Below are 15,739 nucleotides of genomic sequence, written 5' to 3'. Positions count from 1 at the left end.
CCGGCCCGTCGACGGCGCTACGACCCGTGCTGTATTCCGGTCCACTCGTCGATCTCGAGCCGGTACCCCTCAATGCCCCGCATGGGGTCGGCGGCGCTGAACACGTCCGGGTGCCACGCGTTCTCCATGGCGTCCCGGAGGTCGGTCCACTCGTCGTCCTCGATCTCGCGGAGGGGACCGGTGAGGCTCAGACTCCGCCACTCGTTCGCGGACTCGGCGTCGTAGACGAGGAACCTCGCTTGTCCCGCCCGATCGCTCAACGTCTCCTTGCGGCTCTCGGTTCCGAACAGGAGGAACACGAAGTACAGCGTCGAGTCCCCGTCGAACCCGAACGACATCGGCACGAGGTACGGAACCCCCTCGTCGAGGAGTCCGAGGACCCCGACGCCCTCCTCCGTCAGGAACTCCCGCATCTGGTCGTCGGTCATGAAATCCGGGGAGGACTCACGTATCTCGTCGATCGACATACGAAACGATACTCGCCCGGACCCATTAAGCCAGGAGATGATTTCGGTCAGTTTTACTGTCGATGTAGTCCCGTTGTCGACCGATTCGCCACGCGTGAGGACGTTCCGACGCCCCAGCTTCCACAGCGGAACTAAACCCGTCCGGTGCCTCCCGTCACCTATGCACGGGGTCCCCGGGAGCCTCGCGTCCGCCGTCCGGCGGCTGGAGCCACCGCCGCGGGTCGTCGACTGGGCGCTCGCGGCGACCGTCGCGTTCCAGGTCGTCTCGGGGCTGTTCTCGTTCACGGTCGGCTCCCCCGACGGCGAGTGGGTGTTCTGGCTCCACTCGACGGTCGGGCTGACGCTCGTGGGCCTGCTCGCGTTCAAACTGTGGCGGGTGCGCCGCCGCGTGCGCACGCCGGCCGCGTGGGACGGCGCCACGCCGCTCTCGGTGCTCCAGGCGGTCGTCGCGGTCGCCGCGCTGGCGACGGGCGTGTTTTGGGTGCTCGGGGGCAACATCCCCGTCCTCGGCTGGACGACGCTGAACCTCCACATCGGGCTCGGGCTGGTGCTCGTCCCGCTGGTGCTCGTCCACCTCGGCGCCCGCTACCACTCGCCCCGCGACGTCGACCTCGACAGGCGCGCGGCCCTGCGGACCGGGGCGCTGCTCGTCGGGGGCGCGCTCGCCTGGCAAGCCAGCGAGGCGACCGACCGCCTGCTCGGCGGCGCGACCCGGCGGTTCACGGGCTCGAAGCCGACGGCAGACCTCTCCGGGGCGGAGACTGAGGGCGGGGAGTTCCCGGTCACCTCGTGGGTCGCCGACGACCCCGACCCGGTCGAGCGCGAGGAGTGGACGCTCTCGGTCGCAGGGCTGGTCGAGGAACCGCTTGAACTCGGTTACGACGAGGTGGACCCCGGCCCCGCCGGTTCGGGCGACTCCGGCGGGGAGGGCACGCAGGTGGAGGCGACGCTCGACTGCACGAGCGGCTGGTACACGCACCAGAACTGGGACGGCGTCCGCGTCGGCGACCTCCTGGAGTCGGCCGGCGCCTCCGGCGAGGCGCGCTACGTCAGGTTCGTCTCGGTGACGGGCTACCGGTGGTCGCTCCCGGTCGAGGAGGCACGCGACGCCCTGCTGGCGACGCGGGTCGGCGGGGAGCGCCTGAGCCACGGCCACGGCGCGCCGGCGCGGCTGGTCGCTCCCGGACGGCGCGGCTTCCAGTGGGTGAAGTGGGTCGAGCGCGTGGAGGTCCGACAGCGTGGCGACCCGGCCCAGTGGCTCGTGACGCTGATCTCGGGGTTCGACTAGTCTCCCTCGGAGATCAGATGGTCGATGCCGCCGTCGCCGAACAGGTCGGCGACGCCCCTCGGTAGAACGGCTCCGGCGAGATAGGGTACCGGTGAGTCGTCACTCCTGATCCTTGCCGTCGCGCTTCCCGAGGTCTCCCTCGCGGATGGCGCGCTCCGCGTCGCGAAGCGCGGCCTCGCTGTCGAACCCCTCGACGATCCGTTCGAGTTCCCCCCGCGGCGCGTCGGCCAGTTCACGAGCGTGACGCGTGATGTTCGGCACGGCGCGGATGATGTTGTCGATGACTGGGACGGCGGCCATCCGAGGCGACCTGGACATCGGGTTCAGGTCGACGACGATCTCCGTCTTGCCGAGTTCGCCGAGCGACTCCGCCCGGTCGCCGTCCTCCAGCGGCACGAGCACGACGTCGGCGGCGCCGATGCCGTCGGCGTCCACCTTCGCCCGCTCGTGGTTCAGTCCGGGGATGCGCCCGTCCGCGGCGAGTCCCTTCACCTCGTCGGCGCCGTGTTCGCGGAGGTGGTCGGCGATCGCCCCCATCCGCTCCTCGGTCCGGTTGAACAGGTTCACCTCGATATCGGCGTCGGTCGCCTCCGCGAGGTCGACGATCTCGGCCGGGACGAGCGCGGCGACGTTGCCGTTCACCGAGAGCACCGGATGTTCGGCGAGCAGCAGGTGGGCCGCCGCCGCCCGGGCGGCCGCGTCCGCGCTCGGAAGCGTCTCCTCGCCGAGTAGGTAGTCGAACGCCTCGCCGCGGCCCTCGGCGATGAGCCCCTGCGTGGAGGTGATACCCTTCTCGACGCCCTCCTCGATGCGGTGGCGCGTCAGGAGCGACTGGTAGCGCGGGTGGTCCCGCGGGAGCTCCGACTCGTGGTCGACCTCGGGCGGCGCGGCCTCGTCGGTCATAGCAGGTGGTCAGCGCCGACCGGTGAAAACTCACCCCGTTTCGGTCGGCCCCACGAGTCCCGTCTGGGGACCCGGTGGGTGGTCGTCCGAAACCCACGTCCGGGCGTGGTCCATCCCTCGCAGCTCGACCGCGATGCCGGCACGCTCCGGACGAGACGTGAGCGAGCGGTATCCGGCTTGGGAGATGTAGCGAGTATTTCACCTCAGAAAGTTCTTTATGCATAATCATGACAAACGTACATGACCGGACAGTCGGACTACAGTTTTGCCCTCTGCCTCTCCCACGACGTCGACCGGGTGTACAAGACACACCAGTACCTCTACAACGCGATCTCCGACCGCGATATCGGCGAACTTCGGGGGACGTTCGGATCGAAGAACCCCTACTGGCAGTTCGAGCGGTTCATGGCCATCGAATCCGGACTCGGCGTCCGCTCGTCGTTCAACGTCCTGGACGAGATCCACCTCTCCGACCGCCCGATGTCGGAGTGGGTGAGCAAACGGGGCTGGATGCTGTACACGGGTCGGTACGACGTGACCGACAGGGCGATCGCGTCGACGTTCCGCACGCTCGACAACCTCGGCTGGGAGATCGGTCTGCACGGGTCGTACACGTCCTCGGAGAACTCCGGCCGGTTCGGCTACGAGAAGGAGCGGATCGAATCCGTCGTGAACACGGAGATCATCGGCAACAGACAGCACCACTGGCGCCTGTCGCCGCCGGAGACGTGGAAACACCTACGTGATGCCGGGATAAAGTACGACACCTCGCTGGGCGACTCCACTGCCATGGACTTTCAACACGGGTACGACCTGATCCGACCGTTCGACGACGAGTTCGTCGTGTTCCCGTGGTCGCTCATGGACCACGCGGTGATGGGATCCGCGAAGTCGACCGACGAGGTCCTGGCCAACTGCCAGCGCGTCCTCGAGGACGCGCGGGACAACAGCAGCGTGCTCGTCGCCGACTGGCACTCGAACGTCCTGTACGAACCCGAGTACCCCGACTACGCGCGGGTATACGAGGACCTGATCGAGCGGGCGCTGGACATGGGCGCCTGGGTCGGCCCGCCCGGAACGTTCTACGAGGCCGTTCCCCAGCCCGACGGGACGATCGCCGACGCGCTCGACAACCTCTCGTCGACCGGGAGGGAAGCCCGTGTCTGAGGCACCGCCGAACAACCTGTGCGTCCTCGCGGACCCGTACCTGAAGGGGTACCAGGTCCGGTCGATGGAGATCGCGGTCGAGCGGGCGGGGGTGGAGATCCCGCTCGTGCTCGTCAACGACGACGAGGACCCGGACTACGATCGGGAGGCGGAAGCGAAGACCGTCAACGAGGGGCTCGGACTGGACGCCGTCCGGCTGTTCTTCGACGTCCTGGAGCGGGAGCGAGCGTGGACGTTCGTCATCGCGGAGAAGAAACTCGCGGAGGAGTTCGGCACCCGCGTCGAACCGTCGAGGCGGATCCACGTCGACGACATCGCGCTGTTCGACGACGCGGACGTCCGCCGAGTCAGCCCGGTGAAGGACGGCAACTGGAACGAACTCCCGCCGGACGCCGTCGAGGCGGTGGGGGAGTCCTGCGACGTCGGCATGCGGTACGGCTTCGGGCTCCTCAAGGGGGACGTCCTCGAGGTGCCGGAGTACGGCGTCCTGAGTTTCCACCCCGCGGACATCCGACTGTATCGGGGGATGGGACCGCCGCAGGCGTACCTCGACGGCCGGGACCGGATGGGCGTGACGCTACAGCGGCTCACCGAGGACATCGACGCCGGGGAGATCATCGCGTACGCCGAGACCGACGTGGACGACGGCGCCACCCTCTGGGAGATCTACGACGAGCTCCACGATCTCCAGGCGAACACCCTGGCGACGGGAATCGAGAACCTCCGCGACCCGTCGATCGAACCGACGGTTCCCGACTCGCTCGGGCCGTACTACTCGACGACGCTCCGACGCAAGCCGTCCTTCGCCGGTCGGGTGCTCCTCAAGAACCTCCGCGGCCACGTCCTGAGCTAGGGACCTCCGAGACCCACCAGCGTCGCCCCGGTCGGGTGGACCGTACAGGGGGTCGCGTCGTAGCCGGCGTCCGAGAGCCCCGTCCCGAGCGCGAACGCCGTCCGGCCGAGCATCGCCATCGACGCCCGCGACCCCTCCGCCTCGGCCGCCTCGACGGCCTCCGCGACCGCCGGAACCAGGAGCCCCGCGTCCTCGGCGAACTCCCGCGCGGCCGCGAGCAGCTCGTCGACCGTCGGGCGGCGGCGCAGCCGCGTCAGCGCCGCCTCGCCGGCCGTCCGAACCGGGTCGAGGTCCCCCCCGAGCACCGCCTCGGTCGACAGTTCCCCGAACGTGACGTACTCGACGCGCGGGCGGGCGGGCAGTCCGTCGAACTCGCCGTGGCCCGGCGCGCCGGGTTCGAGCCTGATGGGGAGGCCGCCGCGGAACTGCGCGACCACGTCGCCGAGCCCCGTCCCGGCCTCGACCTCCGCGACGTGGGCGGCCCGGACCAGTTCGTTCTCCGAGCGCGCGAGGTCGAACGCGTCGTTCGCAGCGAGGGCGGTCGCCAGGGCCGCCGCCCCGGAGACGCCGAACCCGGCGCCGACCGGGAGGTCCGTCCGGACGTCCACGTCGGCCGGGAGCCCGCCGGACTCGCAGTCCCCCTCCCGGGAATCCGGGTCGAGCGACCCGAGCACGCCCGTCACGGCAGCCATCTCGGTTGGCGTCCCGTCGAGGAAGATCCGCCCGCCGTCTTCGATCGATCCGGTCGGGCGGACCGTCACCTCGACGCCGTCCGACAGCGCCAGGCCGGCGCCTCGGGAGCCAGCGACGGCGGGGTCGTCGTGGGGGTACGGCGCGAAGAACGCCGTCACGTGGCCGGGCGCGAACGCGGTCGCCTCGTCGGTCATCGTTCCCGAATCGCCCGGCCGGTAGGTATCGGTTGTGGAAGCGGCGCGCGGCGTCACCCTTCAATATACTGGCCGAGCTTTACAATGGAAGGGGACGAAAATTGGGTTGCATGTCAGTAACAACAGCCATGCTGTCGGCCGGCACAGTCGCAGCCACACCGTTGCAGGGCGGGGGGGGCCTGCTCTGGCTCGCTATCGTGTTCTTCGTGCTGGCGCTCGTCTCCGCGTTCGCGGGCTTCCGCGGAGTGGCCGGGATCAGCATGGAGATCGCGCGGATCCTCGTGTTCGTGTTCATCGTGCTCGCGATCCTGACGTTCCTGCTGTAGGCAGGCGCGAGGAACTTTGTCGGCCGGCGGCCCAGTGACCGCATGGAACGGGTCGCCGTCGACGACGTGGAGAACAGTGTCCAGCCAGCGGCGGTGCTGAAGCCGCTCACCGACGCGCTCGGCTGCACCGACCTCGCGGTCAACTCCTACGAGCTGGCGCCGGGCGACTCATTCGCGTTCGCGTACCACAGCCACGACGCCCAGGAGGAGGTGTTCGTGATCCTCGAGGGGACGGCGACGTTCGAAACCGAGGAGGGCGACGTGACGGTCGACTCGAACGAGGCGATCCGCTTCGGCCCGGGCGAACTCCAGCGCGGGTGGAACCGGGGCGAGAAACGGGTCCACGCCATCGCGCTCGGCGCACCGCTGGCGTACGAGGGCGGCGAGACGCTCGTCGACTGCCCGACGTGCGGCGAGCGCACCTCCCACGACATCGTCCGCCCGGATGACGAGCCTGACGCGAGGGCGGTCGTCTGCGAGATCTGCGGCACGGAGACCCAGCGGTGGCGACGCGGCGCGGGCGGCGAGAACGAGTGGGCGTAGCTCACTCCGCGTCGCGCTCCCGTCCGGAGCAACCCCCGCGTTCGACGTCGGTACCCTGGTCGGTCGCACGCTCGCGCTCGGCCGCACGCCGGGCGGCGTCAGCTCTGGCGTCCTCGACCGACTCCGTCCGCAGGAGGGCGTCCACCCGGCGCTCGAACTCCGCCTCGTCGATCTCGTCGCGGGCGTAGCGGTCACGGAGTATCTCGAGCGCGTCCGCTTCGGGATCGGCTGTCCCCTCCGCGTCCTCTGCGCGCCGTCGCTCGTAGTACCTCGCGAGCGCGACCGCCGCAGGGAGCACCCCGCCAAACCCGACGGGGAACGCGACCCAGAAGTACGGATAGTCGACCGCGAGCAGGCCGAACGCGACGAGGAGGACGAGCGCGACGACCACGCCGCCGACGGCCTCCTGGAGGGGCGTGTCCTCCTCGTCCACGCCCTCGCTTCCGGGGCGGTCGCCCCCCGGGTTCGACCGGTCCATGGCCGTCTTACGCACCAGCGCATGAAGAAACGGCGTGGTCGGGGGACGACGGGGTAAGGTCAGTGAAGGCGTGTCTGTGAGAGAGGGATCGATGCGGGAGTAGTCGGTGAGAAAGTGGTCGGTGAAGGGGAGTGAACGGTGCCGTCCGCGGACAGGTCGCCTTGCGACCGCAAGGCCGACTCCGCCGAAACCGCCGGGCGGAGCAGCGATCGGCGACAGGACCTATCCGTCCGCCGTCCGTTCCGTGAACATGGTCTCCATCGACGTCGTCGTGCTCACCCTCCTCGGCATCGTCTTCCTCGGCGCTGCGCTGCTGCCGGAAGAGCTCGACGGCGCTCCCGTGTCGCCGGCGATGCTGTACGTCCTCTTCGGCGCGGCCGTGTTCTCGCTCCCGCTGGGGCTGCCGGCTCCGAACCCGCTGGAGTACGAGACCGCGACCGAACACTTCGCGGAGTTCGTCGTCATCGTCGCGCTGATGGGCGTGGGGCTGAAGCTCGACCGACCGTTCTCCGTCCGCGGCTGGTCGGTGACCTGGCGCCTCCTCGCGGTGACGATGCCGCTAACCATCGCAGCCGCCGCCCTCCTCGGCTGGTGGTGGGTCGGCCTGGCCCCGGCGGGGGCGATCCTCCTCGGCGCCGTCATCGCCCCCACCGACCCCGTCCTGGCCTCCGACGTGCAGGTCGACCGCCCCGCGGCCGGGGAACTCAGCCCTGAGGAGGCCGACGACCAGGAGGTCCGCTTCGCGCTCACGTCCGAGGCCGGGCTGAACGACGGCCTCGCGTTCCCGTTCACGTACCTCGCGATCGCCGTCGCGACCGCCGGGCTGGCGCCCGAGAACTGGCTCCAGGAGTGGCTCCTCGTCGACGTCGGCTACCGGATCGTCGTCGGCTGTCTCGTCGGCTACGGCGCGGGCTGGGGGCTGGGAAAGCTCCTGTTCCGACACTCCCCGACGACTCGCATCGGGAAGGCCGTCGAGGGGACGGAGGCGCTGGCGTGCACGCTCCTGTCGTACGGGGTGGCGGAGATCCTCAACGGATACGGCTTCCTCGCCGTGTTCGTCGCGGCGCTGCTGATCCGGGATATCGAGCGCGGCCACGAGTACAACCAGGCGCTCCACGACTTCGCGGAGGTCGTCGAACGCCTGTCGCTGGCGCTGCTGCTGGTGCTGTTCGGGGGCGCCGTCGCGACCGGTCTGCTGGCGCCGCTGTCGGTCGAGGCCGCCCTTGTCGGTCTGGCGCTGGTGCTGCTCGTCCGGCCGCTGGCCGGCGCGGCCGGCGTCCTCGGGCTGTCCCGCTCGGCGGGCGAGCGGGCCGTCGTCTCCTTCTTCGGGGTCCGCGGGGTCGGCTCCATCTTCTACCTCGCCTACGGGCTTGGGTCGGCGGAGTTCGCCGACGCCGGCCTCATCTGGGCGCTCGTGGGTTTCGTGGTCCTCGTCTCCGTGTTCCTCCACGGCGTGACCGCGCCGTACGCGATGAGGTGGTTCGTCGGCGAGAGCGAGGAGGAGAGCGGGGAGACGGGAGCGGGAGAAGACGAGGGAGCCGCGGCGTAGACGGCGAGGGGGCGAGCGGCCGGCGCGGAGCGGAAGGTGGGGCGGAGGGCGTGTCGCAATCGCGTTCCCGCGAGCCCGCTTTGCGACGTCGGCTAGGGGCTCAGTCGCTGGCGGTCCCGCGGGAACAGGACGGCCTCGCGGATGTTCTTCAGGCCGAGGATCGTCATGACGAGGCGCTCTGCGCCCATCCCCCAGCCGGCGTGCGGGGGCATGCCGTACTTGAACATCTTCGTGTAGTACTCGAACGCCTCGGGGTCGAGTCCCTGCTGTTCGAACCCCTCGATGAGCCGCTCGTGGCGGTGTTCGCGCTGGCCGCCCGAGACGAGTTCCATCCGGGGGTGCATCATGTCGAAGCCGGTCGAGAGCGACTCGTCGTCGTCGTGGTCCTTGATGTAGAACGGCTTGATCTCGGAGGGCCAGTCGGTGATGAAGTAGTGCTCGCCGACGTCCTGCCCGAGCGCGTGCTCGGCCTCCGTGGAGAGGTCGTCGCCGTAGACGAGGTGCTCGTCCAGGTCGCCCGTGGCGTTGATGCGCTCGAGGGCCTCCTCGTAGGAGAGCCGCGGGAACTCGCCTCCGGGGACCTCGAACTCGTCGGTGAGGTCGAGCGCCTCGAGCTGCTCCTCGCAGTTCTCCGCGACGGCCTCGTAGGCGTTCCTCGTGACCGCTTCGGCGGCGTCCATCGCCTCGTGGTGGTCGCAGAAGGCGCCCTCGAAGTCGATGGACGTCGCCTCGTTGAGGTGGCGAGGCGTGTTGTGCTCCTCGGCGCGGAAGATCGGACCGATCTCGAAGACGCGCTCCAGGCCGGAGCCTGCCATCAGCTGCTTGAACAGCTGCGGCGACTGGTTCATGAACGCCTCGCGGCCGAAGTAGGTGATGGGGAACAGCTCGGTGCCGCCCTCCGTGCCGGTGGCGACGATCTTCGGCGTGTTGATCTCCGTGCAGCCGAGCTCGCGGAACGTCTCGCGGGTCGCGCGGAGGATCTCGGCGCGGACCTCGAAGACGGCCTTCACCTCGTCCTTCCGGAGGTCGAGCGTGCGGTTGTCGAGCCGGGTCGGGAGTTCGGCGTCGACCTTCCCGGAGGGGTCGAGCGGCAGTTCGGGGTCCGCTGCGGAGACGATCTCGACGGACTCGGGGACAATCTCGACGCCGGTCGGTGCGCGGGGCTCCTCAGCCACCTCGCCCGTCACGGAGATTACCGACTCGCGGTGGACGCCCAGTCCCGTCTCCACGAGGTCGTCGTCCATCTCGTCCTTCTCGAACTTCACCTGGATCCGGCCGGTCGTGTCCCGGAGGATGAGGAACGCGATCCCGCCGAGGTCGCGGGTCTCGTGGACCCAGCCGGCGACGGTGACCTCGTCGCCCGGCTCGGCGTCGGCCGTGTAGGTTCTTCCCTGCATACGCGTTCGTTCCGGCTCACGGGGCTTAAAAACGGTCGATTCGAGAGCGCCGGAGGTCGCCCACACCCAAAACGTTTTGTTCGTATTAGGTTGCTAGTATCCTGATTCGAGAAAATACCGCCTAGTTTATCCGGATTCGGCATCTACGTGGCACCAAGGAAAGCGACTCGTCATGAACCACGACACTGTCATCATCGGCGGAAGAGGCGCTGGAGAGACGCTCGCGGAGGAACTGGCGAACGAATCCGGTGAGGTGGCGTTCCTCGGCGATGACCACCGCGCGGTCGAGCGTGCCGCGGCGGCCGGCGCCGACGCGCGCGTCGTCGATCTGAAAACGGGGACCGCGCTCGACCGGGAGGGCCTCGACGGCCCGGACGTCGTCATCGTGGCCTCGCACGAGGATGGCCGAAACCTCCTCGTCGCACAACTGGTTCGGATTCGGCGGGCCAACCGCGTCATCGCGCTCGTGAACGACCCGGAGAACGTGGATGCGTTCGTCGACGCGGGGGTGGAGCCCGTCTGTGCTTCGACCGCCCTGGCGTCCGCGCTCGACAGGAAGCGCCACGGAGAGGAGGTGTTCGAAACGGAGGAAAGCTCCGAGGACCACAAGTGGTCGACGAACGAGAACGAGCGGTTGCGCTCGGACGGCGGGGGTGACGCGTAGTGCCGAAGGGCCTCGAACGCGACCTCGGTCTGTTCTCGGTGCTCGCCATCAGCATCGGGGCGATGATCGGCAGCGGTATCTTCATCCTCCCGGCGGTGGCCGTCGAGTACGCGGGCCCGGCGGTCGTGCTGGCGTACGTACTCGCCGGCCTCGTCGTCCTCCCGGCGGCGCTGTCGAAGGCGGAGATGGCCACCGCGATGCCCGAGTCCGGCGGCACGTACCTGTTCATCGAGCGCGGGATGGGCCCGCTGCTCGGGACGGTCGCCGGCATCGGGACGTGGTTCGCGCTGTCGTTCAAGGGTGGGCTGGCGCTGGTGGGCGGGGTACCGTACATCCTCTACCAGTTCAACGTCCCACCCAGCATCACGACGCCGCTGGCTCTCACGCTCGCTACGATCCTCGTCCTCGTGAACCTGCTCGGCGCGAAGCAGACCGGCCGGGTGCAGGTCGCTATCGTCGCCGTCATGCTCGTCGCGCTCGGCTGGTTCGCGGTCGGGGGGACCCCCGCGGTGGACATGGTGAACTACGACGGGTTCTTCGACAGCGGCACCGGCGGGATCCTCGCGGCCACCGGACTCGTGTTCGTCTCGTACGCGGGCGTGACGAAGGTGGCGAGCGTCGCCGAGGAGATCGAGAATCCGGGCCGGAACATCCCCATCGGCATCCTCGGCTCGCTCGCGTTCACCACGGTGCTGTACGCGCTCATCGTGTTCGTCATGCTCGGCGTCACCGAGCGGTCCGCGATCGCCGACTCCAGCGCGCCGATGGCGGTCGCCGCGGAGGCCGCACTCGGCCCCGCAGGCGTCGTTGCGGTCATCATCGCAGCCCTGCTCGCGCTCGTGAGCACGGCCAACGCGGGCGTGCTCTCCTCCTCGCGCTACCCGTTCGCGATGGCACGGGACAACCTCGTCCCCCCGTCGCTCGGGGAGATCCACGAGCGGTTCAACACGCCGAGCACGTCCATCCTGCTCACCGGCGCGGTCCTCCTCCTGCTCATCGCGTTCGTCCCCCTCGAGAGCATCGCCAAACTGGCGAGCGCGTTCCAGATCCTCGTGTTCGTCCTCATCAACGTCGCCGTGATCGCGTTCCGCCGCGGCACGATGGAGTACGAGCCGTCGTTCGAGTCGCCGCTGTACCCGTGGATGCAGGGGTTCGGCGTGGTCGGCGGGCTCGTCCTGCTCACGCAGATGGGGACCGTACCGCTCGTCGGCGCGGTGGTCATCACGGCCGCGAGCGTCGGGTGGTACTTCCTGTACGCCCGCGGTCGCGTGGACCGCGAGGGCGCCGCCGTGGACGCGGTTCGGCGCGAACTCGGCAGGCAGGCGCTCGACCGGACACGCGAGGCGGTCGCGCCCACGGGGAGCGGCTACGAGGCGCTGGTCGCGGTCCCGGAGGACATGGACCCCTCCCACGAGCGCGCGCTCGTGGACGTGGCCGCGGACCTCGCGGCGCCCCAGCACGGCAGCGTGTCGGTCGTCCGGTTCGACGAGGTGGCAGACCAGGTGCCCCTGGATGCCGCCGAGGAGCAGTCCGCCGCGGACGTCCAGTTCGAGGAGCGGACGGACGACATCGCGGCCGAACTCGACGTCGACGTCCCGGTGCGGGTGAGCGAGGTCGTCAGCCACGACACCCGTCACGCGCTCGCCAACCACGTCGAGTCGACCGACGTCGACGTGCTCGTCATGGAGCACGAACCCAGTGGACTGCGCGAGCGGCTGTTCAGTTCGGACGTGGACTGGGTGCTCGACCACACCGACTGCGACGCGGTGCTCGTCGACGACGGCGCGCCTGAGTCCGGCGGTTCGCGGGGCGGGATGGATGCCCCCGACGGCGTCGGCCTCGGCGACGTGAACGTCGTCTCGGTGCTCACCGACGAGGGGCCGTACGACCCGGCCAAGGTCGCGGTCGCGGACGCGGTCGCGATGGCCCACGACGCCGAGGTCCGCTTCGAGTACAGCGTCGATGGCTTCGTCTCGGAGGAGCAGCGGCGAGTCATCGACGACTACCACGAGGAGATCGCGGGGCTGTGCTCGGCGCCCGTCCGGACCGGGTTCGTGCTCCCCGACGGCGGCAAGGTGGACTTCGAGGCCGACGAGACGGACGTCCTCGTCACGGGCGTCGGCGCCGGTGAGATCCTCGAGAACGTAGACTGCCCAACGCTCGTCGTCCGGCCACGCGAGGAGACGACGCCCGGGCGGTTCGCCCGCGCGCTGGAGCGCTGGCTGCTGTAGCGGCGAACGCAAACGCTTTCCGGGGCGAGTTCGCGTGAGTGGTCATGCCGAAGCGCGAGTTGGACGAGCTGGACGGGTACATCATCTACCGGCTGCAGGGGGACGCTCGGACCACGTCGGCCGCGGAGATCGCGGAGGATTTCGGGGTCTCCCCGAGCACAGTGCGGAACCGGATCAAGCGGCTCGAGGAGGACGAGGTGATCCGGGGAAGCCACGTCGACATCGACTACGAGCTGGTGGGCTACCAGCTGTTCACCATCATCTTCTGCACCGCGCCCATCCCCCAGCGCGAACAGCTCGCCAGGGACGCGCTCGAGGTACCGGGCGTCGTGTCCGTCCGCGAACTGATGACCGGCGAGGAGAACCTCCACGTCGTCGCAGTGGGGCGGAGCGGCGACGACCTCAGCCGCATCGGCCGCGACCTCTCCGGGATAGGACTGGAGATCGTCGAGGAGGAACTGGTGCACAACGAGTACACCTGCCCGTTCCACTGGTTCGACCCGGACTGCGAGAAGGATGCTGATTCCGAAACTGAGGACCCATTATCCGACGATTCGTGAATTAATCGTCTGGTTTATGCTGTAGCGCGATCTACGCGGCGGTGATGACCGACGTCACCAGACACGTCCAACCGATTCGCAGCCGATCCACTCGAACTCGGCCGGCCGGAACCAGCCCGATCTCCATCCGATCGGCCGGCCCCGACCCGATCCTCGTCGGACCGACCCCATCGACGCCCGAGACCGTCGCCGCGTCGCGGACAGCGGGGGGTGGCTGAGATGGTCGAGGCGGCCGGAATCGACCTGCTGGGGATACTACTCGTCCTCGCACTCGCGCTCGTGTTCGGCTCGCTCGCCGAGCGCGCGGGCTACCCCGCGATGATGGGCGAACTGTTCGCCGGCATCGTCTTCGGGCCGCCGTTGCTCGGCCTGCTCTCGCCGAGCGCGGGGCTGGAGGTGCTCGCCGAGCTCGGCGTGTTCCTGCTGATGGTGTACGTGGGCATGGAGGTGGACATGCACGAGCTGTTCGCGCTCGGCCCGAAGGCGCTCGTCGTCGCGGTCGGCGGCTTCCTCGTGCCGTTCGGGCTCGGCTACGGCATCGGCGCCCTCCTCGGCTTCGACGTCGGGGCGTCGCTGTTCGTCGGGCTCGCGATGGCAGCGACGTCGCTCGCGACGAAGTCCCGCATCCTCTCGGACCTCGGGCTGCTGGACACCCGCATCGCCGGGGTGCTCCTCGGGGGCGCGCTCGTCTCCGACGTCGGGGTGCTGGTCGCGTTCGCGGGCGTCCTCGGCTACGCCGACGCGGGGAGCGTGAACGCCGTCGAACTCGGAGTCGTGCTCGGACAGGCGCTCGCCTTCTTCGCGGTCGCGTTCGTCGTCGGCGACCGGTTCCTCCCCGCCGTGTGGCACGGGGTGGAGACGTTCCGCGAACGGTACGGCTTCGTCACCGAGACGACCGCGTTCACGGTCGCGCTCGTCGTCGCGCTCGTGTTCGCCGAACTCGCGCACCTCGCCGGGCTCCACGCCATCATCGGCGGCTTCGTCGCGGGGATGTTCATCCGCCAGGCGGACCTCGAGCCGGCGCTGTACGACCACATGGAGCACGTGGTCCGGGACCTCGCGGTCGGGGTGTTCGCGCCCGTGTTCTTCGTGACGGTCGGGTTCGAGCTGACGCTGGACGTGTTCGGCTCGGCGCTCGGAACGCTCGCGCTGCTCGTCGCCGTCGCGTTCGTCGGGAAGATCGTCGGCTCGTGGCTGTTCTCGCTCCCGACCGGGCTCACCTCCCGCGAGGGGCTGGTCGTCGGGCTGGGGATGAACGGCCGGGGGACCGTCGAGATCATCATCGCCTCCGTCGGGCTCTCGGCGGGCATCATCGACCAGTCGCTGTTCTCGATGCTGGTGTTCATCGCCATCTTCACCACCGCGATGGTGCCGGTGACGATGACGTGGGGCGTCCGCCTCCTGGACCGGTCCGGGGAACTGTACGGCGCCGACGGCTCGACGGTCGCACTCGCCGACGGTGGGGCGGCGGGGAACCGCGACGGCGGGGGTGACGGCGAACGCTGACAGCGAACGCCGACCGTCACGCCAGCACGGAACGCCGACGGCCGGGTCGGCGGGAAGCGCGGCTGACGCGCGGCGAGGAGTGGGTGAGAACGCGGAATGCGCGGCCGTGGGATGTGAGCGGAGTTCGCGGGACCGTGCCGTTCAGACGTCCGCGAGTTCGGCGTGGGCGTCCTTCACGCCCTCGACGGTCTCGCGGACGGCGTCGCAGCCCTCGTCGTGGAGCAGGTCGCCGACGACGACGGTGTCGGCGTGTTTGCCCATCTCGTGGGCCGCGTCGTAGTCGCGGATGCCGCCGCCGTAGAACAGGCTGGCATCGTCGAGGGCGTCCTGTGCCGCGCCGACTTTCTCGGTGTCGCCGAAGGTGCCCGAGTACTCGATGTAGACGATCTCCTGGCCGAACATCCGCTCGGCGACGCGGGCGTAGGCGGCCACGTCGTCGGCCCCGAGGTCGCAGTCCGCGTCGGTGAGCTGGGCGACCGAGGCCTCCGGATTGAGGACGATGTACGCCTCGGTGTGGGTGCGCGACCAGTCGAGGCCGTTGTCGATGCGGACCCACTCCTTGTGCGCGCCGGTGATCCAGAACGGCCCGCCGGCGTTGAACACCGTCGGGACGAGGTAGCCCTCCAGCGCGTCCGAGTCGATGACGACGCCGGGGTTCGACGGCTCCTGGTACAGCGGGACGTCGTACTCCTCGCACGCCTCGACGACGCGCCGCATCTTGTCGGCGGTAACGTCGAGCGTGCCGCCGATCTCGATGGCGTCGGTGCCGGTCGCACAGACGTCCTCGAACGTCTCGTCGGCGTGCAGTTCCTTGTCCGGGTCCACCTTCAGAACGTGGTCCCAGTCATCCCAGGGCGCGGTCATCGTTGGAGTGTGAGTGTGCGAGGGACGGTAAAAAGGGCGCTGATTGGACGTTGAAC

16 protein-coding genes are annotated in these 15,739 nt (G+C 69.4%); 10 read left to right on the top strand and 6 right to left on the bottom strand.

All coding sequences use genetic code 11. The features are described 5' to 3' along the window. Window positions 1-17: 17 nt before the first annotated feature. Complete coding sequence (locus tag HUG10_RS14915; RefSeq protein WP_179170326.1) at window positions 18-467, bottom strand: pyridoxamine 5'-phosphate oxidase family protein; 450 nt, start codon at window positions 465-467, stop codon at window positions 18-20. Window positions 468-627: 160 nt separating this feature from the next. Between HUG10_RS14915 and HUG10_RS14910 the strand changes: the two genes are divergently transcribed. Continuing rightward, window positions 628-1,755 (top strand): molybdopterin-dependent oxidoreductase, encoded by a 1,128-nt coding sequence (locus tag HUG10_RS14910; RefSeq protein WP_179170325.1) that lies wholly within the window; start codon window positions 628-630, stop codon window positions 1,753-1,755. 99 nt (window positions 1,756-1,854) lie between these two features. Here the strand turns inward: HUG10_RS14910 and HUG10_RS14905 are convergent, their stop codons facing one another. Further along, window positions 1,855-2,658: a 4-phosphopantoate--beta-alanine ligase gene (locus tag HUG10_RS14905; RefSeq protein WP_179170324.1), complete on the bottom strand. Its 804-nt coding sequence runs from the start codon at window positions 2,656-2,658 to the stop codon at window positions 1,855-1,857. 240 nt (window positions 2,659-2,898) lie between these two features. On the opposite strand from HUG10_RS14905, the gene HUG10_RS14900 reads away from it, so the two are divergent. Beyond that, a complete protein-coding gene (locus tag HUG10_RS14900; protein ID WP_179170323.1) occupies window positions 2,899-3,825 on the top strand; it encodes a polysaccharide deacetylase family protein in 927 nt (308 codons plus the stop codon). Beyond that, the gene (locus HUG10_RS14895; protein ID WP_179170322.1) at window positions 3,818-4,678 is read left to right on the top strand and encodes a formyltransferase family protein; all 861 of its coding nucleotides are present in this window, start codon (window positions 3,818-3,820) and stop codon (window positions 4,676-4,678) included. The genes HUG10_RS14900 and HUG10_RS14895 overlap by 8 nt, the downstream gene beginning before the upstream one ends. Here the strand turns inward: HUG10_RS14895 and HUG10_RS14890 are convergent. Beyond that, on the bottom strand, window positions 4,675-5,565 hold the full coding sequence (locus HUG10_RS14890; protein WP_179170321.1) for a pantoate kinase: 891 nt from the start codon (window positions 5,563-5,565) through the stop codon (window positions 4,675-4,677). The genes HUG10_RS14895 and HUG10_RS14890 overlap by 4 nt on opposite strands. A 110-nt stretch (window positions 5,566-5,675) precedes the next feature. Here HUG10_RS14890 and HUG10_RS14885 point away from each other — a divergent pair, with 110 nt between their 5' ends. Both HUG10_RS14885 and HUG10_RS14880 read left to right on the top strand, forming a co-directional pair. Beyond that, window positions 5,676-5,891: a DUF1328 domain-containing protein gene (locus HUG10_RS14885; RefSeq protein WP_179170320.1), complete on the top strand. Its 216-nt coding sequence runs from the start codon at window positions 5,676-5,678 to the stop codon at window positions 5,889-5,891. 42 nt (window positions 5,892-5,933) lie between these two features. Continuing rightward, complete coding sequence (locus tag HUG10_RS14880; RefSeq protein WP_179170319.1) at window positions 5,934-6,434, top strand: cupin domain-containing protein; 501 nt, start codon at window positions 5,934-5,936, stop codon at window positions 6,432-6,434. Between the two features lies 1 nt (window position 6,435). Here HUG10_RS14880 and HUG10_RS14875 read toward each other — a convergent pair whose 3' ends face one another. Then, on the bottom strand, window positions 6,436-6,912 hold the full coding sequence (locus HUG10_RS14875) for an SHOCT domain-containing protein (RefSeq protein ID WP_179170318.1): 477 nt from the start codon (window positions 6,910-6,912) through the stop codon (window positions 6,436-6,438). 250 nt (window positions 6,913-7,162) lie between these two features. Here HUG10_RS14875 and HUG10_RS14870 point away from each other — a divergent pair, with 250 nt between their 5' ends. Further along, complete coding sequence (locus HUG10_RS14870) at window positions 7,163-8,461, top strand: cation:proton antiporter (protein WP_179170317.1); 1,299 nt, start codon at window positions 7,163-7,165, stop codon at window positions 8,459-8,461. Between the two features lie 92 nt (window positions 8,462-8,553). On the opposite strand, the gene aspS is transcribed toward HUG10_RS14870, so the two are convergent. Next, on the bottom strand, window positions 8,554-9,858 hold the full coding sequence (aspS, locus tag HUG10_RS14865; RefSeq protein WP_179170316.1) for an aspartate--tRNA(Asn) ligase: 1,305 nt from the start codon (window positions 9,856-9,858) through the stop codon (window positions 8,554-8,556). Between the two features lie 172 nt (window positions 9,859-10,030). Between aspS and HUG10_RS14860 the strand changes: the two genes are divergently transcribed. The 4 genes from HUG10_RS14860 (at window position 10,031) to HUG10_RS14845 (ending at window position 14,819) form a co-directional block, all read left to right on the top strand. Next, window positions 10,031-10,522, top strand: coding sequence for an NAD-binding protein (locus HUG10_RS14860; RefSeq protein ID WP_179170315.1), 492 nt, complete (start codon window positions 10,031-10,033; stop codon window positions 10,520-10,522). Continuing rightward, entirely contained in the window at window positions 10,522-12,753 is a 2,232-nt protein-coding gene (locus tag HUG10_RS14855; protein WP_179170314.1) for an amino acid permease, read from the top strand. The genes HUG10_RS14860 and HUG10_RS14855 overlap by 1 nt, the downstream gene beginning before the upstream one ends. A 44-nt stretch (window positions 12,754-12,797) precedes the next feature. Next, window positions 12,798-13,313, top strand: coding sequence for an Lrp/AsnC family transcriptional regulator (locus tag HUG10_RS14850; RefSeq protein WP_179170313.1), 516 nt, complete (start codon window positions 12,798-12,800; stop codon window positions 13,311-13,313). A gap of 219 nt (window positions 13,314-13,532) precedes the next feature. Continuing rightward, a complete protein-coding gene (locus HUG10_RS14845; RefSeq protein ID WP_179170312.1) occupies window positions 13,533-14,819 on the top strand; it encodes a cation:proton antiporter in 1,287 nt (428 codons plus the stop codon). A 141-nt stretch (window positions 14,820-14,960) separates the two neighbouring features. On the opposite strand, the gene HUG10_RS14840 is transcribed toward HUG10_RS14845, so the two are convergent. Further along, complete coding sequence (locus HUG10_RS14840; protein WP_179170311.1) at window positions 14,961-15,683, bottom strand: phosphoglycerol geranylgeranyltransferase; 723 nt, start codon at window positions 15,681-15,683, stop codon at window positions 14,961-14,963. Between the last annotated feature and the right edge of the window lie 56 nt (window positions 15,684-15,739).

Source organism: Halorarum halophilum (assembly GCF_013401515.1).
Taxonomy (GTDB): Archaea; Halobacteriota; Halobacteria; order Halobacteriales; family Haloferacaceae; genus Halorarum; species Halorarum halophilum.
This window is presented reverse-complemented; position numbering and strand designations above follow the sequence as displayed.